This window comes from Acinetobacter sp. WC-743, from assembly GCF_000335555.1.
Taxonomy (GTDB): Bacteria; Pseudomonadota; Gammaproteobacteria; order Pseudomonadales; family Moraxellaceae; genus Acinetobacter; species Acinetobacter bereziniae.
The window spans coordinates 29,394-46,281 of the sequence record NZ_AMFQ01000061.1 but is presented as its reverse complement, the minus strand read 5'-3'; the positions used below and the strand labels follow the sequence as shown (position 1 = coordinate 46,281).

The 16,888-nt window shown below is 36.2% G+C and carries 10 protein-coding genes; 1 reads left to right on the top strand and 9 read right to left on the bottom strand.

Features of this window, described 5'->3' with window-relative positions:
* The first annotated feature begins 6 nt into the window (after positions 1-6).
* On the top strand, positions 7-690 hold the full coding sequence (locus ACINWC743_RS08025; protein WP_009585058.1) for a hypothetical protein: 684 nt from the start codon (positions 7-9) through the stop codon (positions 688-690).
* A 12-nt stretch (positions 691-702) separates the two neighbouring features.
* Here the strand turns inward: ACINWC743_RS08025 and ACINWC743_RS08020 are convergent, their stop codons facing one another.
* The 9 genes from ACINWC743_RS08020 to ACINWC743_RS07980 all read right to left on the bottom strand — a co-directional run bounded on the left by ACINWC743_RS08020 (position 703) and on the right by ACINWC743_RS07980 (position 16,880).
* Positions 703-1,212 (bottom strand): hypothetical protein, encoded by a 510-nt coding sequence (locus ACINWC743_RS08020; protein WP_009585073.1) that lies wholly within the window; start codon positions 1,210-1,212, stop codon positions 703-705.
* Positions 1,213-1,839: a lysozyme gene (locus ACINWC743_RS08015; protein WP_009585034.1), complete on the bottom strand. Its 627-nt coding sequence runs from the start codon at positions 1,837-1,839 to the stop codon at positions 1,213-1,215. It lies immediately after the preceding gene.
* A complete protein-coding gene (locus ACINWC743_RS08010; RefSeq protein ID WP_009585037.1) occupies positions 1,836-2,216 on the bottom strand; it encodes a hypothetical protein in 381 nt (126 codons plus the stop codon). Before ACINWC743_RS08010 ends, ACINWC743_RS08015 begins: the two co-directional genes overlap by 4 nt.
* 79 nt (positions 2,217-2,295) lie before the next feature.
* The gene (locus tag ACINWC743_RS08005) at positions 2,296-11,718 is read right to left on the bottom strand and encodes a PLxRFG domain-containing protein (RefSeq protein WP_009585050.1); all 9,423 of its coding nucleotides are present in this window, start codon (positions 11,716-11,718) and stop codon (positions 2,296-2,298) included.
* A 117-nt stretch (positions 11,719-11,835) separates the two neighbouring features.
* The gene (locus ACINWC743_RS08000) at positions 11,836-12,639 is read right to left on the bottom strand and encodes a hypothetical protein (RefSeq protein WP_049044821.1); all 804 of its coding nucleotides are present in this window, start codon (positions 12,637-12,639) and stop codon (positions 11,836-11,838) included.
* A gap of 22 nt (positions 12,640-12,661) precedes the next feature.
* Complete coding sequence (locus tag ACINWC743_RS23525; RefSeq protein ID WP_009585047.1) at positions 12,662-13,201, bottom strand: hypothetical protein; 540 nt, start codon at positions 13,199-13,201, stop codon at positions 12,662-12,664.
* Positions 13,201-13,980, bottom strand: a complete 780-nt coding sequence (locus ACINWC743_RS07990; RefSeq protein WP_009585075.1) for a TIGR04255 family protein — start codon at positions 13,978-13,980, stop codon at positions 13,201-13,203. The genes ACINWC743_RS23525 and ACINWC743_RS07990 overlap by 1 nt, the downstream gene beginning before the upstream one ends.
* A 184-nt stretch (positions 13,981-14,164) precedes the next feature.
* Entirely contained in the window at positions 14,165-16,060 is a 1,896-nt protein-coding gene (locus tag ACINWC743_RS07985; protein ID WP_009585074.1) for a hypothetical protein, read from the bottom strand.
* 73 nt (positions 16,061-16,133) lie between these two features.
* Complete coding sequence (locus ACINWC743_RS07980) at positions 16,134-16,880, bottom strand: hypothetical protein (protein WP_009585027.1); 747 nt, start codon at positions 16,878-16,880, stop codon at positions 16,134-16,136.
* Positions 16,881-16,888 lie beyond the last annotated feature (8 nt).

The window sequence follows — 16,888 nt, the reverse complement described above, 5'->3', positions numbered from 1 at the left end:
TCTGATATGAAAAATAAATTTTATGCTTTTTTTACATCTATAATTATATTGTTAATTATAACTGCTCTATTTGGTGCATGGTTTTATTACTTTTATGCTCTAAAAAATATTAGTGATTCACCTTTTAAAGAAACACTTTCACTATCTTTAACTTTTTTAGGATCTTTTGGAACATTAGCTTCTATTGTTTTTGCATTTTACTTATACATTAAACAGCGTGAAAAAGATGAGGACGATGAAAAAGCAAAGATTCGAAGTAGTAAACCAACTTTTTTTATAAAAATTGATGACTTTTATAAATCGAATGACAGTAATGGACAGCCTGCCTTAGCAATAGATTTTAATATTAAAAACTATAACAACAATGCATCTTCTTTTAGTTTGCAATTTGATTATTTACCAAATAAAAAAGAAAAAATTTTAGTAGAATTTGATTATCCATATAATAAAAGTGACATATTTAAGTCTGGTGAAAATCTTAATATTACAGCTATATTCACATCATGCGATGATATTTTAAACCCTCCTAGACCAGAAGACCTGAACATTTATATAAAAGCCGTATATTTAGACAGTATAAACAATAAGACTGAGGATTATTTTCTACTTGAAAAATCAAAGAGAGATACAGTTCCATTTATTAAATCAAATGTAATGACTCCATCTGGAAATTTTTTTGAAATGAAATAGATAATAAAACCCTCAATTGAGGGTTTTATTTAGTTCTGGCCAACTTTCATTTAGTCGCCTGACATCAATTGCGTGTCCATCTGCAATTTTTGCCATTTCTCGATATTCTGTTGTGCAACTTTCGAGTAATTCTGAGCTGGCAATGGTGTAGTTAATAATGGTTTGCTTGGGAGCACTGGACAAACGTTTGTTGGCTTCAATGAGTTGCTTTGACATGCTATCAGCTGAAAACTGAGCATTACGAGCATCAATATTGGCAGCTTGGATTTGTTTAATTGCATTTTGTTCAACCTCTATAATTTTAGCTGACCATGTTTGCATTATGGTTGCTTTTTCCTCTTGAGCCTGATCAATTGCATCTTGATAAGGCTTAATAGCATCTGCTACTGCTTTAGTTTTAACTTTTTCAGCATTTGACAGTTTTCCAGCAAGAGAATTGGCATAAAAAGCATATCCAAAAATAAAGATCATCAAGACTAAAATGATGTATTTGTAAAATTTACCTAGCACGGCATCAATCATTTAGACCACCTTTAGAAATAATGATTTTTCTTTTGCTCGACGGTTGACTAAGCCTTGGATACGCTTTCCATTATCAAACACCCAGCGATCAAATTGACTTGCAGCTGAAGTCAAAGTGTTTTGATTAATAAGAGTGAGCATTGTGCTTTTTACAAATGCGGTTTCGCCTATGTTGTAGACAAAAGAAGCCAATGCATCAAATTGGTTTTGATTAAGATTAACTTTGACGTTTTTATCAAGACAAGCATCAACCCACACACAATCATTTTTAAGCCATTGTTCGGCTTCACTTTTTGTGCAAGTATCACCTTTTTTAACTGATTTGCCATTTGGATATTTAATGGTACCAAAACCAATAGTCCAAACACCTCCAGTATCTAAATAAGCATTTGAGCGGAACCCCTCGGCATCTCGAATGATTGCATAGCCATTCTCAGAAATATCTCGCTGCCCTTTTACTAATGGTATGGGTATTTCAAAGCCAATAAGTTTTGCAAAGACATTTAAGCCATTTTTCTCAATAATCTGATCACCAGCTACGACCTGAGATTGACTTAATTTGCCACCAGACATAGCACGAAGCCATGAATATACCTGTGCAACTTGTTGTGATTGATCTGCGCTCATTGTTTCCCACCTTTACCATTACTAAGTATAGAAATAAAGGCAGCTTTGACTTCACTAATAACCTCGGATAAAGGCTTACCCTGCATTAGTGCAATGGACTGATAAAGAATACCAATTCCTAATAATCCAAAAACTGCAAACATAAGCATCACAAAGCCTTGAGCCATGTGGGAATATTTTGATAATTCATAATATTCAATAAATGCTGAACCGCCATAAAGGCTGACTGAAACGCTGAATAGAAACTTCCCGATAACTCCTAAGGAAACTTGAATTTTTCCGTTTTTATCAATGTCACCACTTAATACCAGGGCAAGAATAGCCCCCACTACGGCAGGCACAACTTTAATGATCCATGGAATTGTGTTTTCTTGCATAACTTGCCCCGAAATAAAACTCTACTTTATTTCGTAGAGTTTTATTTAAAGGCGGTTATTTAGCGAACCTTACAGGGGGTTATTCACCAAAAGCAAAGTAGCCAGCTTCACGTGCATCTTGGCGATTTTGTGATAAATAAATACCATCTTCCGCACGATCAATACGTCGTTGGCGATTACGATAACTTTGATTCAAGTTGATTCGAGTAATCCGTCGTGATGGATTTTTTTCATTAAAACCTTGGATTTCTTCCCAGATTTTATCCATTTCGTTTTGATCATCCATCATTTTCGCTCGTGACCATAATGTCATCAGACGACTACGACGCTCATTGAGTTTACGATTAAGCTGATAAATTGCCGTTTTGCCTTCATTAGCTGTGCGAACATCAGATGGGGAGAAACCCATACCCTGTACAAGTAAATCCATGGAGCTGACCTCATCCATGATAGAAACACCTGTTTTGTCTTGAACACCCTCATCACCATAGCGATACGTTTTGGCAAAGTTTTTCAAGAATACAGGTAACATTGTCTCTAGCCCACGTAAATTATGACCTTCTGATATTTCTTGTGTTCCTTTTGCCACATTCAGTCCAATGCCTGCTACTGGACCCAAAGCACCTGCCATTGCTGATTCAGCCCATCGTTTACCTTCTAAGCCTTCCTGAACATCAGGTAATAACAAGTTGTTTATACCAACACGACTCGATATATCAGCTGGTGTAAGCGCACGTGGCGCACCTTTCATTAAAAGGTTTGAAATTGTAGGTCCAAATGCTTCAACAAGATAGTTCCGCAAAGCTACTTCTGCATCCCATGGATCGTCATCATCACCACCCATCCATGATACTACTGACAACAACATCCCAACCATTGGCAACCCGAGCACACCAGCAAAAGTCGCATGCATTGCCAAAATTGCACCGAGAGATTTACGCGCCTCCTTACGCTCAGCATCAGTATCTCCTTTTATTGACTGATAAGTCTGACGAGCTAAGGTATAAATCATGTTTTGACCAAATTGTTTGAACAGTAATAAAACTTTGGCAACATTCCCTTGCATAATACGTGGACGGTTACCTGAACTATAATCAAAATGTCCTTTATAAGTAGCATCAACAGCTTGATCAAATGCTGAATCATGATTTGAACCGGCTTGGCGCGCTAAACGATATGCAGCGATAAAAGTAACCTCACGGTTGAAGCGTTCAGCACTATGGAACATAACACTCGCAGCGCGCATAATCGGACGTGTTTTCCACATAATTCCGCTATCTTCACCTTGGGCTATACCAGCTAAATCATGTGCTTGCGTAACATCAATAACACCACGAGCTACGGCATCATCGTAAGCTTGTTTTTCATCTTTGTTCAAGAATTTAGAAATATCAGAACTGACTGTTTTATATAAATCAGTTTTAGTTCCTTCCCATTTCACTTTATGAAAATCTACACCCTTCCTAAAATCATTTGATGCTTTCAACAATTCACTGGCTGCTTTATCAAAGCCCCATTTTGCTCCCATTATTGGGTAAGCCATTAAAGCTGTTTGAGATAAGTTGACAATCGCAGCAGCTGGAGACAGACCTAAGTAATATATAAAGCCAAAGCTAGTTAAAGCACTTGATAACGGATGTGACTTTGGATTCATTAAATTATCATGACGTTTATTCATCTCATCAATCACTCGTTGAGCAGATGGTTGGTCATAATTACTATCTTGTTTTGCCTGTTCTGTAGCGTATTTCTGCATATCATCAAGCTGCTGTGCTAACTGGTCGCCATAGCGTAACTTGGCAAGATAACCAGCACCATGGAACATATTCTGTGCAAAAGCACGTCGAGCGTCCTGACTAAATCCAGCAGTACCTTTGCGGTGAATACCATGCTTTGCCCAAGATAAATCTGGCATAGATGATAAATACAACTGATTCAATGTATCTTCAAATTCAACCATTTCACTAGGAGACAATCCCAAATTAGCAACTTCATCAAATAGACTAGACATAAATCCGCGACCAGCTGCATCACGACTTGCACTGAACTCTTTATCCAAAATTACTCGATCCACTTTCCATTCAGGATATTTCTTCATCATCTCAGCACGGGCTTTTTGTGCCTCCCCCATTGTTTCAGCTCGACTCACACTCTCAACCTGTCCAAGATTATTTCTGGCCACAACAACGTATTTCCCAAAACGTGCCAATGGGAAATACACTCCTTTGACATATCCAAAGAATTGATCATCCATTTGTTTAATTAAATCAGCTTTTTTCTGACTTGATAAAGATGCTCTTAAAATACGTTCTTTGATTGCTGATTGAACTTTTGCATAGTGTGATTTATAAGCATCTCGCGCTTTGATATACATTGCCTGTGCGTCAGGAGATAAGGCATTAAAATCAGCTCGCAACTGTTTATACTTAATTACACTGTCACCTTTAACATGAGGTTTAGCCGGGTCAATTTTGGCTAATGTGGCATCATGCATTAAGTCTGCAAGTTGATTTTCATCTTTAAGATTTGCCCATTCTCGTACGATACTATCTGCTTCTGCACCAGCATCATTTTTATCAGCATCCATTTGCGCAGCAAGATCATTATATTTAGTGAGTTGTGGAAGTAGCTTGTTATAAATTTCTGTCAACTGACGTCGACCTAAGGTTGATAAGCCAATACCCAACCAATCAGTCTTTTTATAACTTGATTTTTCTTTGATAGATTTAACGGATAAATCACTAATTTTTTTACTTAATTTATCAATTGTTTCTTTAGCAGATCGGCTAAAACGTATATCAGCACTTTCACTGTTGAAAGTTCCTGTATTGCCTTCTGCCATTTTTACTTGATTAGACTCAAGTGCAACAATAAACTCTTGATCTTCAAATTGATGAACGATTCCTTGGTATTTACCTGATTTCGTAGCCTGAACAACTTGGTCACGAGATACATTCCCTTTTGTATTTAATGCACTACGAATATTCACAAACAGTGGTAGTACAAATCCATTTTTACCACGATTGTTAGCATACATATCTGCGGTATCAAAACTATCAGTTAAATAGATACCCTCACCTAATAAACCATGTCCTTTTTTGAATTCGTTAAATTCTGCATTAGTACCATGATAAACAACCTTAGGTTCACCATTTTCATCTAAAACCTGTGATGAATTTTGAGCATCATTTTCCCAATCACCAAACCATTTTTTAAACTCTGGTGTTCTGACCTGTAACCATTGTTGTTCATTTAAATTTGATTTTGCACCATTTGGTGCGGTCATCCACTGACTTGTACCTTGATATTTCTGACGAACAGTGTCTAAAGATGATTGTTGTTTAATCTTATTAACCATTCGTTCAGATAATGCCACCATATCATCAGGATTTAAATTTAGATTGATTCCAAAATTATCAAACATCCAAGCTTTAACATAGGACACGATGTTCTGAATCAATTTTTGTAATGCATTACGCTGTACTACATTACGTTGTTGCATCGTTGATGAAAGCGTTAAAAGGTAGGGTAAATACTCAAGCTGTTGGCGTACGTTTCCCTGTTCGCGTTCCGCGAGTAATTTTGCTGCCAAAGCAACAGGATTGCCCTGCTCAACAAGTTTATCGAACTGACGCATCAACTCACTATATTGTTCCTGGTTCATCATGTTTTGAAAACCAGCATGACCACCCAATTCGTGTAAAAATGTTGGTACTGTACTCTCAGTAGTTAGATTTGATGCAACGAGTACGGCTTTACCGTTGTAATAGAAGCCTTCAACACCTTCAACTTGATAATCCTGAATAATTTCAAGTTTGCCTTGTCGTTCTAACTCATTTATGGTTTCTTTACCAAAGCGCTCAAACAACACTTCACGCACTTGTCTAACTGTTGATCCAGCTTTATTTTCTCGACTACGGCTATAAAGTGGAGTATCAGAATCGTTCTTAGATGAAAATTCTTGATTTTTATATTTACCAAAATAGCTTCGATCAACTACAGCCTTACGAGCTTCTGATAAAAACATCATTAAATCAGCATCATTATAGCGTGATAAGAATTTATCAAAACCACGCTCACGGAACCATTGACGGATATATCCTATAACTTCCTTTAGCTTTTGACGTACAAAAGGACGTGACTTAGCATTTTGAGCTACAAAAGCAAATAATTCTCCTACCAAGGCTTGTTGCACGTCTGATTCTGCATATATTCCGTCTTTCGCGTCTTGGGTGTATGGCTCAATATATGCACTTTCAAACTGTGCCATATCTACACCATTGTTCGATGCAATTTTACGAATACCGTCCAATTTCCCTAAAGCATTATAAAGCTGCTGTAACTTTGATTTATATTCTTGACCAAATATTTGCTGTATTCCAAAATGCCCAATAATTTCATGGGCTAACATTTCCTCGTAAGCATCAAATGTAGTAAGCTGTTTTTTACTATCACCATATACCTGATCGGCAACAACATAGAGTGTACCGTCATGCCAAACAGCACTTACATCATAGTTTTGGGTATTGCCTTTATCATCTTGGTATGTGGCATCTTTTTGTATTTCCGCTGGAAGTCCATCAAAACTAGAAATAACTTGAACATTAAAGCCTCCCTTAATTCCAACACTTCCAACGGTAATGCGACCACTAATCGCCGAATCTTGTGTAGTGGACATTTTGAGATGTTGAAGAACAGAAAGGACTCGTCGAGTAGCACTGACAACTGATAAAGCATTAAAGGTAGTTTCAATTGGGGAAGTGCCTTTTCGTTCCTCATCAGGTTTTAATTGGTCACGACTATAAAGCTTTATTCCAGTTTCTGTTTCTTCTGTTTTTAATTTAGCGACTAAATTATCAAATTTTTCATTTATTGCTTTACGTTCACTACCATGTGGGAATGGTCTAGTCCATCCCCATGGAGTTTCGATCACAGCATTTTCTGGAGCATAATTTAAGAAAGGACTTTCACCAGATTGCTCTTTAATTTTATCTTCAACAAATCCCTGAAATGCTCTTGCACTCATTTCGTGGGGTGAAGTCCAATAATCTGAACCTCTACCTGAATCAAGGTCTTTGGCGTTCATTACAAAGCTTGTAGGAACTTTCTTAATTTTTGTTGAACCCTTTTGAGCCTCAGCAAGCATTTTTAATCTTGAAGAATACTGATTCATACTGGAACGTAATTGATCAAGAACACCTTTTTGATCAGTGTTAAAACCTGATCGACCACGTACTTTTTTATAAATTTGGCTTAATTTTTCAAGTCCATCATTTGTCCAGCGTGCACCAGAAAAAATACCTGATGATTTCTTATTTACAACATCTGTTCGCCACTCTGTTTTAAGCATTTCACCTTGAGATATTTGTTGAGCAATAGTGTCGAATTCAGCAAGTAATTCTGTAGGTGCTGGTTTATTAAAACGTTTGTAATATTTAGGGTCCAACTCTTTTGATAAATCATTACGGATTGATTCTAATTTTTGAGTAACTACTTCACGTGCTTTTCCTACAAAATTATCTACTTGCTGAGTATCTTCTACGTATTCCTCAGCCTTTGAAAACATAGTTTGAATCAGGGAAATATATGATTCTTTTACTTCATCACGAACACCTGAATTTTTGTATGAAAATCCACCGCTTACCATATTGTTTTTGGTATTGCTTGATATTTTTAAACTTCGGGTTCCATCTTTACCCATAGTCCATTCAGCAACAGCCTTACCATCTTGGCGTGCTAAATAATGATCAAAAGCATGCCACCATTCATGCGCAAGTGAACCAGCACCATTCATTTTTGTTAAATTTATAACAGCTTTTGCCGGTTCATAATGAGCACGAGCACTACTCAAACCTTGACCACGAGCTCCAAAAGCTAAAGCTAAATCTCCATTCAAACTAATCGCTTTGGGGGGAATATTCAGCACATCAGCAAGGTCCAATAAACCATCAAAGGCATCATTTAAAAGTTGTTGACGTTCAACCTGATTATTCCAATTACCAAACTCAACACCACGAAAACCAAATACATCCATGAAATCAGTATCTTTTACGTCACCCTTTCGACGTTCAACACCTTTTCTTAAATTATTGTCAGGTCTAGGAATATCAATTTCGCCAAATGTAGTGTTTATTTCAAGTATTTGGGCTGCATTTTTTACAAGATAATTTTGTGCATCTTCTTTTGTCTCAAAAACTTGATTAATTACTTTCACGCGTTTGTAATCATTAATTAATCGCCAGATTTCAAATCCACCCTTACTCTCACGTCTGGCATAAATTCGATGTTTTTGGGCTACAGCTAAAACGGGTAACATTTGTTCAGCTTCTTGCTTACTTGAAAAGGTTCCCATTTTTTTTGTGTTACCTTTCCAATCTGATTTTCTACTATCCTCAATAACCCACTTTCCATTATCCTCTGTGTTTGTTGAAGATACTATTTCTGAAATTACATAGCGTTTTGCCCATGTAGGACGATCATCGCTATTTTTTGTTTTATTTGTCTTTCCAGTAGAAAGTGCGGTGTCTTTTCGAGCACCTCCTATTTTTTCACCTAAGTCTCGAATAACTTTATTAGTTTGTTCGGTTTCAGAAGATGGCTTAGAAGTATCGCCATTTTTTAACCAGTCCTTAAACTGTTCCATGGTCATTGTGCGAATTTGACCTACTTTCCAGCCTTTATCGAAATTAGATTGGTATGCTTTAGTTGCATCCTCTTGGCTATCAAAGCCAAGCATGACTTTATGTTCATCAAAGTTACCAGTCTCTTGATCGATTTGATCAACTATAAAAACTTGACCAGAGTCTGGATTTTTACCAACATAGGTATCGATTTGTTCGCTATCTGCGCCTACAGTACGTTTTATATATCCATAATGGTCACTCATCGTATGTGCCCATTCTTTTCCATTAGGGTCCGTACCTCGACGTTCTGAACCCATTGGATTCTCGATCGAAATATCTAACCCCTGAACTTTAATATGCCCTTTTTTATAATTTCCTGCTTCAATTTGGGCTTGTGTAGGTTCGGGCGTATTATTTTGTGAGCTTGTTGCTGCTTGATGAGCATTTTCATCAATACTAACTGCAGTAGGTTTCTTCCCGACCCACTCACCTGTAGTTGGATGTTTCATACCAACAACTTCTACAGAACCATCAGATTTTTGAACAGCATTGTAATTAGGATTATTTAAGGCATTGGCTTTTTTATTATCTTCACGCAAATCAACGGTGAAATCATCGCCCAAAATTTCAATATCAGACATTACACTATCGGGCGTATCACCATATTGTGTTTTAATCTGTTCAGGATTTAGTACTGTATTTTGTGGCTTTTCACTGTTTTCTATTTGTTGAGATTTAAGTTGATTAATCTGATTCCTGATTTTTGCTTTTTGGGGAACAGATTTAGCCACTGATAACTTTTGCTCAAGTTGATTTATTTGATTTGTGACATCTTTGGATAATGGTCTTGGCTTAATCGAATTTTCGTTCCGTACATTTTCAACATCATTTGTTGATGTACTTGTTGTTGTCGTAGATTGACTTCCTGTTGAATCTGGAGCTTCCGCATTTCTGATTTCAGATTTATCGATGGGCTGTAATTTATCATTAGAATTTAAACCTGTTTGTAATGTTTTTTTTTGAAGTTCATCAATATCTTTGCGAATCTTTGCCTTTTCAGCGACTGTTTCAGCATCTCTAAATTGTTTTTCTATAGCTTCAATTGGCTCTACAACTCGACTTTTTGAATCACTTGCATTTGTGCTGATAGTAGAACTGCTTGTCGCTGTTGCTTCATTTTTTCTTGATATAATGGAAGCATTCCCGACGGTGTTGATATTATTACTATTTGACTGCCCTTGTGGTGCTGATGAAGTTTCAATAACCCCTGAACCTGAGATTCTAGTTTTAGATCCTGTTCCTTCTGTAATTTTAGCAACTCCATCATTTGCTGATGCTGTTTCAAGATTTCCTCCCTGGTTACTTGAGGAATCGTTGATAGTATTGCGTTTGTCTGATTGTGCCGATTGATCAAATCTATTGATACTTGATGTAATGTTTTCATTGTCACTTCCCAACAACGATTGATAATTTGATGGTATTGTACCACTCGAAGAGGCTTCATTTTGTGCCTTATCTTGTGGTGAACCAAGCATTGGAGTAACACCACTATCTAAAGCGATTGCTGCTGCAGATGACATAGGTCCATCATTTGGATTAATGCCAAGACGTTCAGAAGGTAGTTGTTCAGTATTTAAATAATTACCACCATTTGGAGACAATGGGTTTACTGGATTATTTGTAGAACTAATATTTCCGTTACTATCCGCGCCATCATCACTATTAAAAGTACTACTTAGTAAGTTATCAGCTGCTGTAGATGGTTGGTCATATTCGAATGCTGTACGATTTTCATTTGCACCACTTTGAAATGATTCCCTTGGAATATATTCCCCAGTTAAAGCCCCGTCTTGACCAGTACTCAATGAAGTTGGTGAAAGTGGTTGGTTTGGTATGTCGATTTGAGTCTGATTGAACTGATCATCGTTTTCATTATTACGACCAGATAAGATATTGGCAGCACCACCCATTGCCATACCAGCCAAAGTGCCCATAACAGCTGCATCTTCAATACCATCACTCCATGGTTTGTCTAATGCCAAATTCTGTAATATTTGCTCTGAAACAGATTGCGGTAATTCTTCCAAAAAACCTTCTGAAATAGCGCCCTCAATCACACGACGAGGCAAAGACTTTGCTGGCATTGAAGCGACTTCACCAGCGATTTCAGCTGGTCCGAGTTTGCCATTAACAAGCATAGTATCTACATCACCAATACCAAGCTTTTGAGCTATACGTCCACCAGCAAAACCAATTAAACCACCTAAAACACCTGTTGTAGCACTTGCTAGTGATTGATCAGCTGTCAAACGCCCATCAACAGTGTCTTGTCGAATCTGTTCAGCTTGGCTACCTGCCATTACAGAACCTTCACCTACGGCACCTGCTACTACTGGATTGGCAATACCTGAAGCACGACCGACTATTGCTCCAGCAAGCATAGATGGAACTGATTCCACAACTGTATTAGCAATAAGAGATGGATTTTTTAAAGCGACTTTTGTTTTATCAACTACCTTGTCTGTCCAGTTGCCATCTTTACCAGCATCAGCAAATTCTTGTTGTTGGGTTTTATATTGGTCTGTATGTAAATCACCAAGAGCTTGTTTTGCTTCTTTTGGACGAAAACCAAATGAACCATCTTTATTTTCTAAAGCTTTACCAACAGCACCATCAGACATAGTATCCATGATACCAACAGCCAATTCGGGCACAGCAACTGCACCTTTTAAAGCAGATAAGCCAGTATCTTTTAAGTGCCCTAAAATACCTTTTTCTTTTTTTTCTTTAGGTTGTGAAATTTGACCATTATCCCAATCTATTTGATTTGGTTCTTGAATCGTTCCTTTTTCCCAATCAATTTGGTTTTGATCTGACATGACGCACTCCTAATTTTATGCGTCTATCATGGTTTTTATTTAGAATTTGGTCGAACCTTACAGGGGATAATGAAAATGTGTGTTACTAGTTTATATAACGTGTAAAATATAACTTTCTTAATTCATCGAAATTTCTGGAGGTAATGGATCATCATTTTTATATGATAATTCATCTAAATTAAATCTCTTATATTGCTTTAATGTACCAACAGAAACCTGAAACTCTGTCACAGTTTTTGTTTCTCCCACATTCATCTTAGCCTTAATTAATGCCTCTTTGTACTTTTCAGTTATGGAATTAATTTCTTGTAAATCTTTATGATCTAAATTTGGTACAACTAAAGCCAATAAATCAACAAAATAATTTTCATCACTTGGTATTTCTTTATCGGGATAAACTTTTGCATATATTCCGATTAATTTACTACTTACTTTTCCTACAGCTTTTTTGCGCTTCTCTTTTTTCCATTCAGAATCTATTCGACGATCAAACTCTGTAGGAAATGCAGGGCGCTTGTATCTAGAAGCTAACCAATCAATGTAGAAATTTAATTCTTCTTGAGTGAATTGAATTTCTAGGTTTGGTAAAATTCCTACAGGAATATTGTCTTTAATTATACTAATTTTTTCACATGCAATTAAAGTGACATACTTATTTCCCTGTAAAGATTCTAAAGTGCAATTCAATTTCCTTGGATTTTTGTTAAAGCAAAAATTACCAAAATTTGCATCTTTATCTATATATCGAGCAACAGAAAACTCAATAACTAAATCTGTACTATTGGCTACATCACAAGAACCTGATGCAACGATCAATATAAGATCATCTGCAAATAATTCTGATTTTCCAGCTAAATCTAATAAATGGGCGACATCTTCAGGCTTAACAACACAACCTTGTAACCAACCACTTTCTTCCATCCAATGTCGCACAATTCAAACCTCAAATTAAATCAATTTCACCAATAGATTGATGCATTAAACGATTGCCTGCGAATAATATTTTTTCGCTATCAGTATCTGAATCCTGTAACAGATCTTTAATAGTCTTACCATCTAGTACAGGACTATTTAGTTTAATGTTGTCTGTAGGAAACTGTGCACCCTTCCAATTCTTTGCAAGAATGTATAACTCAAACATTTTTTGAGTTTTTTCCTTATTTGGTTCGGATTCGTACTTTTTCCAATTTAGTAAAGTTTTCCTTGTAACTCCAATACTTTTAGCAAGTTCTTCTTCTGTTAAAGAAAAAGTTGATTTAATGAAATCAAGATTTTGTTCAAGAATAGTTGTTTGCTTATTAAGAATTGTATATTTTTGGCCAGTTCTTGAATGTTCAGCCAACCAAGAAAAATTAGGCGAAATACTACCAGTTGAATAGTGATTAGGCTCTGATACTACATGTTGAACAAAAACTGAACCTGAATGATCACTTAATGTTCTGATGTTCAGTACAGTAGATACGGTGAAAGCTGCTATATCCATTATTTCCAAACCTCCCGACCTTCAAAAGTTGTAATTTCCCAGAAAGCTTTCCTAGTAATTAAGTGTAGCTCTTCCATTTTATTACAAATAAATTCTAACTCAAATAATTGAGTCTCTCCTTCAGGCTGCCAATAATGATCAAAATCTAATAATATTCTTTTACTAAAGTTTGTGTCCTTATTAAAAGTAATTGGAGACTCAACTAAATCTTGCCATACAGGTAAATTGAGTACACCATATAAACTTCTAATTGCAATAATACCTGCTTGTGTTTTATAAGAAGTCTCATTAATCCGATGAACCTGATCTCCTACGCCATCCATGCTTCCAGCTTCACAAACTACTGATTGAACATACGATTCAATAGGCTCTTCTTCATTTTTTCCAATAATAGCATCAGAATAACGTAATCCTACTCTTAATAGGAGTGTTGGCTTAACTTCCTGAATTAAGAAATCGAGAGCTTTTTTACAATCATTCCAAAAATTAGGAAAACGTTCATACTCACTACTGAGAATAACCAATCGACTTCTATCAAGAATTATTGCCCGTTTTTTATTACTTGACAAAAACACCCATCCAGTTGAGCTATTTACACGTATACCTTGTTGCTCAATGATCATTTCTTGTTGTTCTGTTGTTGAAAAAAGAGGGAAATCTTGTCTCAAAAAATTCTGAAATGCAGGAATGTAATTTTCCATTTGTAGAATGCTTGAGAAACGGAATTCTGCCAACACAACAACTAGAGGTTGATTTGTTAGTTTTTCATATTTACTCATAGTTTTTCACAAGATTACCCAATTTATAAAGTATATATTACCCATAAAATTACCCAATTAAAATAATATCTGTATCTTCATCGTAATTTTCGTTTAATTTTTTTATAAAGGCATCTTAATATCAATAATATATCAACTTAAGTTGCCTATATAGACTGAAACCATCGTTAAAATGGCTTTATATTTACTGCTGAACCCAATTTTCACCATCCCAAACAGCAGTCTTATCACCTACCTTTGAAATTGTACCCACCGCTCGTTGTGGAGGAGTCCCCTGTGGCGTATCAACAAATTGCCGTGTCTGAGTATCAAACAAACGTTGCGGTTGAGTGAGTGTTCCTCCAGCTTTGTCATCCCATTGTTGACCTCCACCCACAGTCATATAGCGATCTTTACCTGTATCTGCTTTATTACCCGTATAACGGTTAATTTTTTCTTGTATGGATTTACGATCTTCATCTGATTTCGCAGAATCATATTGCTCGTACAATTTCTCTAATCGTGCTGAGTTACGAATGCCAAAACCTTTTTCAGTTGCATTAAGATTAAATTCTCGATTATCTAAATCATTGGTAGCTTTGAATTTTTGAGCATCAAAACCTAGGTTAGCATTAAATCGGTTATTCGTACCTTGCTCGCCTAACTCTGTTCGATAATTTTGTCCAGCTTGCCCCATCGCTTCACGTTGTAAAGCAGCTGCATTATTAGCGTCGATACTGTATCGTTGACTTGCTCTGTTATCCTCACCCTGCTGTAAGTCTGATAAGGTTCTTAATTGATTTGCTGTTAAACCTCTTGCACCTGAAATAGGTGTACTTGCAGCTTGAATTATGGATTGTCTTTCAGCTTCTTGCGCTTCATTTCGTTGAGGTGCAGCAGGACTTCTACCATAACCTTGCATGCCTAAATTCATTTCTCTCTGTGCAATTGCACTTTGTATTTGTTGGTCTGTAGGACCCATTTCACGTGTATTATTCATGAAATTTGCCACACCTTTAGGATCGTTAGCAGGTTTAACATTAAAACCTAAGCTGTCTCCCTCTCTTATACCATCTGCTCGTGCCTGTGAAGCTGCGCGCGGATTTGCATAACTAAAACTATTGCCTTGCTGTTGAATAGCATAAGGATTGGTATTTTTTGTTTCGTTTGGTACTTGAGTTACAGCTGCTGATTGAGATTGTGGCGTAGTAGCTGGTTTTGAAACAATTGCATTATTTGGAAATGGATTATACACAACGGTATTAGGATTATTTTGTTGTGCATTATATTCTTGCTGACTTGTTTTTGCCTCATTCGCTATACGTTGTTTATCCGCATAAAAACGCCCAGCCTGCCCGAAGGTCATTGCATTTCCTAAGTCAGAAGCGTACCCCAATGCACGTACACCAAAGTCTTTGGCAAAACCCTTAAAGGTTCCTAATTCTTCAGGAGATTGATCTCCTATTCCAAAACGTTCTCTATATTGTTCACTTGGTGTGGCAGCATTGGCAAATAGAGACGATGCAGCACCTAAGTATCCAACGCCTTTAGCAAGTTTACTGTTATTAACAAAGTTTCTCGCATTTGCACCGAAACCACCACTACTTGTAGGTGGTGATGGATTTGTAACAGGCGTTGATGTGGTTGCTGGAGTCACAGTTGTTGGTAATTGTCTATTCACAGGCGTAACATCACGCATTTGTTGTGCTTTTCTAATATCATTAGCACTTGGGTAAGGACTTTGTACTAAACCGCCATTTGCAAAAAATAATTCTGGTTTATTTTGACCAGGTTTAAAACCCAATTGTGGTTGATCAACATGCGCATGAGTTGCATTCTTCATACGATCAAGCACTAAGCCACCAATAGCTTGTAATTGCTCAGGTGCAGCAAGGTATTCGCCATTGGATACATTAACTTCAGTCGTAGGTGGTTTACCTAAATTTTTGAGATTTCTTGCGCCTAACTGAGCTGTACTATCTGCAGGCATAATATAACTGCCTTCTGGAACATTCTTTTTAATACTATCTGAGGTGCCATTCCCCTTACCTTCTATAAGTTCAGACTGGCTATTCTTTTTTGGTCGTTGCATACCATACATGAGACTTATTCCGATATAAATATCATGTATGGTGAATCATGAATAGATTTTTTTGTTAGCCTTACAGGGCTTTTTATTTTTCCTCTTCTTTACAATCGTCCAATGAGGTTAGTTTTTTTGCATCCTCAACAAGAATTTGTTTATAACCATCCTCATTGATGCTAAAGAAAATATAGTCCCTATTCGCATAGAGATATTTAATATCAGCTTTAGGTTTATTTTTTATCATCTTATTAATTAAAATATTAGGATTATAAAAACTATCATCCTTAATAATATTATTGTTTAAATCCACAATTTTACTGTCAAATTGGTATGCAAAAAAAATCAAGTAAAAACTTAAGGTAGTCCAGTAAATTGTTTTTGTGACCTTATAATCATTCGTAATACTTAAATTAATAACAATCATTGATATTCCATACACGCAGACAATTATTACATTCAGCCAACCAAAATCACCTAATATTGCATTAACATTTGATTCAGGATTGAATGTCATAAACCGCCAAGAGGATAAGGCTAGAAGAAATAAAAGTAAGACAATAAATGTTAATTTTGTTTTAACCCCTCCCATATCATCAATATGTATACTAAAAACCCTAAACAACTCTGTAATTATTGCAACAATTACTAATATATAGATTATAAATAATCCTATTAGAATTCCATCTGGAATCACCTGGGCAACAGAAAAATATCTAACATATGAAAATCCAACATTATAAATAATGTTTATTATTTGATACATGCCTCCAATTATGGCTGGAATCAAAACAATGATACTTAAATATTCTTTTAGAACATATAAAATTTTTTTCATAAAAAACT